This window comes from Pseudomonas sp. 05T35 (genome assembly GCF_056396605.1).
This window is the reverse complement of the sequence record NZ_JBFTLU010000442.1, coordinates 1-4,955: the sequence shown is the minus strand read 5'-3', so window position 1 is coordinate 4,955 and position 4,955 is coordinate 1. Positions and strand designations below refer to the sequence as shown.

At 60.4% G+C, this 4,955-nt stretch carries 5 protein-coding genes and 1 pseudogene; 5 read left to right on the top strand and 1 reads right to left on the bottom strand.

Going from position 1 to position 4,955, the window contains the following annotated elements; genetic code table 11:
• The 5 genes and pseudogenes from AC1DH9_RS24815 to AC1DH9_RS24795 form a co-directional block, all read left to right on the top strand.
• Positions 1-262: pseudogene (locus AC1DH9_RS24815) on the top strand (FtsH protease activity modulator HflK); the annotation flags it as partial.
• On the top strand, positions 259-1,140 hold the full coding sequence (gene hflC / locus AC1DH9_RS24810; RefSeq protein WP_427529564.1) for a protease modulator HflC: 882 nt from the start codon (positions 259-261) through the stop codon (positions 1,138-1,140). The pseudogene AC1DH9_RS24815 and the gene hflC, both read left to right, overlap by 4 nt.
• A 117-nt stretch (positions 1,141-1,257) precedes the next feature.
• Positions 1,258-2,115, top strand: coding sequence for a TerC family protein (locus AC1DH9_RS24805; protein ID WP_477808962.1), 858 nt, complete (start codon positions 1,258-1,260; stop codon positions 2,113-2,115).
• Between the two features lie 104 nt (positions 2,116-2,219).
• On the top strand, positions 2,220-2,987 hold the full coding sequence (locus AC1DH9_RS24800; protein ID WP_145016416.1) for an SDR family oxidoreductase: 768 nt from the start codon (positions 2,220-2,222) through the stop codon (positions 2,985-2,987).
• Positions 2,988-3,160: 173 nt separating this feature from the next.
• Positions 3,161-4,069, top strand: coding sequence for a cation diffusion facilitator family transporter (locus AC1DH9_RS24795; protein ID WP_427538245.1), 909 nt, complete (start codon positions 3,161-3,163; stop codon positions 4,067-4,069).
• A gap of 107 nt (positions 4,070-4,176) precedes the next feature.
• Here AC1DH9_RS24795 and AC1DH9_RS24790 read toward each other — a convergent pair.
• A partial coding sequence (locus tag AC1DH9_RS24790) for an AGE family epimerase/isomerase (protein ID WP_477808961.1) occupies positions 4,177-4,955 on the bottom strand: 779 nt, incomplete at its 5' end.

Below are 4,955 nucleotides of genomic sequence, written 5' to 3'. Positions count from 1 at the left end.
CACCCAGGAAGCCGAGGCTTATCAGGCGCAAGTCGGCAACCTGGCCGAGGGCGAGGCCAAGCGGTTTCTCTCGGTTTACAACAGCTACGTGCAATCCAAAGACGTCACCGCCTGGCGCCTGTACATGGAGAGCATGGATGAAGTCCTGAAAAAGGCTTCCAAAGTCATCATCGATTCTTCCGGCAAGGGTATGTCCGGGGTGGTGCCGTACATGCCGCTGAGCGAGCCTGGCAAACCGCAGCAAAAGGACGCCCGACCATGAACCGCACCGTCAAAGGGTTGGCCGCAGCCAGCGTCGCGATAGCGCTTTGGGCATTGGCGGCGTCGGCCTATGTCGTCGATGAATCACAGCAGGCACTGATCATCCGCTTTGGTGCGCCGATGGGCGTTGCCGGRGAGCCGGGGCTCAAGTTCAAGGTGCCGTTCAGCGATTCCATCGTGTTTTACGACAGCCGTCTGCAAACCCTGGCATCACCGGCCGAACAAGTGATTCTCGGCGATCAGAAGCGGATCGAGGTCGAGACCTATACGCGTTTTCGCATTAGCGACCCGCTGCGGTTTTATCAGGCCGTCGGGACCCTGGACCAAGCCAATGCCCAGCTGACGCAAATGGTCAGTTCTTCGTTGCGCCGTGAGTTGGGCGAGGTATCGCTGCGCTCGCTGTTGTCGCCGGCCCGTCAGCAGGAAGTTGCGATCATTGAGAAAGACGTGGCCGACAAGGCCCGCGCACTCGGTATCGAGGTGACGGAAGTGCGTTTGCACCGCGCCGATTTACCGCTGGAGGCCAGTCAGGCGATTTACGACCGGATGAAATCCGAGCGCCAGCGCGAAGCCAAGGAGCTGCGCGCGCAGGGCTTTGAATGGGCCCAGCAAATCCAGGCCAAGGCCGACCGTGATCGCACGGTGTTGCTCTCGGCAGTCCAGCGCCAGTCGGCAATCACCCATGGCGAGGCCGATGCGGCGGCCAACCAGATTCTTTCGGCGGCGTTCAGCAAAGACCCGGAATTCTACAAGTTGTACCGCTCGTTACAGACCTACCGTCAGGCGCTGTCTGACAGTCAGCCGATGCTGGTACTCACGCCCGACGCGGAATTTCTCAAGCAGTTCCGGAACGGGCCGGCAACGACCAGCGGCAAGTAGCAACGGCCATGAGTGATCTGTGTGCAGGGCACCGGTCTGAGCCGTTCGCTGGGATGATGTTCCGATGACGCCGTCTTTTGCCAGGAAACCGCTCGATGTTATTTGATGGTGCGGATCATGAGCATGGACAACGTGGTCGGGCTGGCGGCGGTGGCCCAGGGCAGTGTCTTTTATCTGGTGCTGGGACTGCTGTTGAGCGTGCCGCTGCTGATGTTCGGCAGCCTGCAGATTACCCGGCTGTTACAGCGTCAGCCGGTGCTGGTGTCAATTGGCGCCGCACTGCTGGGCTATGTCGCGGGGGACATTGCGGTCTCTGATCCGGTGGTCGTGGGCTGGGTCAATAGCCAGTCGCCTGCGCTCAATCAAGTGGTGCCCCTGTTGTGTGCGGTGTATGTGGTTCTTCAGGCCCGGATCATTCTTCGGCAACGTGCGCGGTTGCCCAAACCTGCGCTCATGCAGCCGGTTGCGCGGGCGGTCAGGTTTCAGGAACTGGTCAGCGAACCGGTTACGTTGCCAGTGGTGAACCCCGAGGTCGTCCTGACTGCATCGCCAGCACCTGCGATCGAAGCGTCCAGTGAGCAGCCGCCGCGTCGCCTGTTTGGCAATTACAACGGGCTGGTGACGGTGTTGGCGGGGCTTGCCGGTATTTTCGTGATCAGCGCTGCGTTGTATAGCCTGGTGAGTGGATTGTCCGGTGGCCTGCTGCCCACGCCGCAAAAGGAGTATGCGTATGTCTGCACCGGGGCGAGCACCACCCTTTACTATCGACCCGGCGGCAGCACGATCCGGCTCGTCACGGGCGGCGGTGAAGCCAGCGGTTACGTGAGGTACAAGACCATTCTCTGGCAGACCCCGCAGAGCGCCCTCAAGGACTTGCACCTGACGCTCCCCGGCGAGATCGAGAAAACCAGCGCCACGGTCGTCACCCTCAATGGCGGCAGCTTCTCGCAGATCCAGTGCGCGCGCAGCCTGTGACGTGAGCACCAATGACCCGGTTGCCGCTGCGCTCCGGGCCGGGCATGCTGCTGGTTGAGTTTTTATTCCAACGGCTGCGTATCAGCCCAAACCAGGAGAACACGATGTCCAACACCCTGTTTATTACCGGCGCGACGTCCGGTTTTGGTGAAGCCTGTGCCCGTCGTTTTGCCGAGGCCGGCTGGAAACTGGTACTGACAGGCCGTCGTGAAGAGCGTCTGAATGCCCTGTGCGCCGAATTGTCGAAGCAGACCGAAGTCCATGGCCTGGTGCTCGACGTGCGTGACCGCAAGGCCATGGAGGAGGCGATCGCCAACCTGCCGCCGTCGTTTGCCAAGCTGCGCGGGCTGATCAATAACGCAGGCCTGGCCCTGGGTGTAGACCCAGCGCCCAAGTGCGATCTGGACGACTGGGAAACCATGGTCGACACCAACATCAAAGGCCTGATGTACAGCACTCGCCTGCTGCTGCCACGCTTGATCGCCCACGGCCGCGGTGCCGGGATCATCAACCTGGGGTCCATCGCCGGCAACTACCCGTACCCGGGCAGCCATGTGTATGGCGCGACCAAGGCCTTCGTCAAACAGTTCTCGCTGAACCTGCGTTGCGATCTGCAAGGCACTGGCGTACGGGTGAGTAACATCGAGCCGGGCCTGTGTGAAAGCGAGTTCTCGCTGGTGCGTTTTGGCGGTGACCAGGCGCGTTACGACGCCACCTACGCGGGCGCCGAGCCGATCCAGCCGCAGGACATCGCCGAGACGATTTTCTGGGTCCTCAATGCCCCGGCGCACATCAACATCAACCGTCTGGAATTGATGCCGGTGAGCCAGACCTGGGGCGGGTTTGCGATTGACCGCAGTAGCAAGGCGTAAGACCGGGTAACGGCCAATCGCGAGCGGGCTCGCTCCCACAAGGACACCGTTGAACCTGTGGGAGCGAGCCTGCTCGCGATGGCGGTAAATCGGCCAAAACATGGCATAAGGTACACTCCCTCTCGAAACCCCCACCGCAAACCGCGGTTTTCAGGGTTTCAGAAGGAGGAAATGTGAGTAACCGAGGTGAGCAGGTACTGCTCAAACAATCGACCATCCTGATGTTCGCCGTGGCGGTCGCCGCGATCGTCACGGGTTTTTTTTCTGGCTCCCAATCGATCTTGTTCGATGGGTTTTTTTCGCTGATCGCGACCTTCATCAAGGTCCTGATGCTGATCACCGCCAAGCTGATCGCCAAGGAAAGTAACCAGCGCTTTCAGTTCGGCTTCTGGCACCTCGAACCGATGGTGCTGCTGATCGAAGGCAGCTTCCTGCTGCTGATTGCGATCTACGCCTTTCTCAGCGGTATGTTCGGCATCATCCAAGGTGGCCGCGAGATCGAACTGGGTCTGGTTATTCCTTTTGCGGCGGTGCTTAGCGTCGTCTGTTTCGGCTATTTCTTCTACGTCCGTTATCGCAATCGCACGTTGAAATCCTCGCTGATCCAGTTCGACAACATCAGTTGGCTGGTGGACGCGATGCTCTCGGTCGGCTTGCTGGTGAGCTTCCTCATCGCGTTGCTGCTCAAGACGCAGGGCTATGGCCAGTGGGCCGCTTACGTTGACCCGTTGATCCTGATCCTGCTGGCCCTGAGCATGCTCGCGCCGGCGTTCAAAATCCTTGGGCCGGCGTTACGCGATGTGCTGGGAATTGTTCCTGATCAGCTGGATGAAAAGGTTCGCCAGGTGATGGACGAGGCCAAGGCCGAGCATGGTTTTGTCGAGTACATCTCGTATGTGCAAAAGCACGGGCGGGCGCGGTTCATCGAGATTCACGTGGTATTGCCGGCGGATTACCGACTTGATGGCGTGGCTACGCTGGATGAACTGCGTGAGCGGATTTCGGCGAAGCTCGGCAAGCCTGATGCAGCGCGTTGGCTGACCATCAGCTTTACCGGTGATCGCAAGTGGATTGCTGGCTGAAGACCGCGTTGTTGCCATCGTCGGATCGCCGCCCGGAGCAAGCTCGCTCCCACAGGTTCAACGGTGTCCCTGTGGGAGCGAGCCTGCTCGCGATAGCGATCTATCAGTTAGCGCAGATACTCGGTCAGGCCGCGATAACAGGTCGCCAAATGGTAAGGCGTGGTCGACGGCATGTCCTGGCGGCTGACCGTGCCATCCCTGTCCAGGCACTCGTACCAGCCACCGGCATGCAGGAAACGCTGTTGCAAGGCGTTCAATTGACGCTCAAGCAACGCCTCGCTGTCCGGGCGCAAGGTCAGGGCGCGCAGGTATTCTGCCTGGGCCCAGATGCGCTGGGTCTCATCCCGAGGTCGGCCGTCCAGTTCAAGGTCGAGCATCGCTCGCACTGCGCCCGTTTGCTGATTAACGCCCAATTGCTCGGTGAACGGGAATGCGCGGGTCAGCGAAGCGTGCAGTTTTGATCCGCGCAGCAACGCCGATGACTCCAGCAGGAAGAACCATTCGAATTGATGCCCCGGCTCAAACCAGTTATCCACAGCCCCCAGCGGCTTTTCCATCATCACCCCGTGCTGCGGGTCGATGAAGTGCTTTTGCATCGCCCCGCACAATGCATTGAGCGCGGCCTCGACCGGGGCATCGTCGCGTACTGACAGCGTGGCGAGGAATGCTTCGGCCAGATGCATCAGCGGGTTCTGCAACGGCCCGGACTTGAGCGATGACCAGTCGCGGTCGAGGCTGGCTTCGTACAGACCGTCGTCTGTGGCGAAACGCTGAGCGACCACTTCCAGCGCGGCATTGAGCACCGATTCCACCAACGGCTCGCGAACCTTGGCCCAGTAATGGGCGCAGGCAAACAGAATGAAGGCGTGGGTGTAGAGGGTAGAGG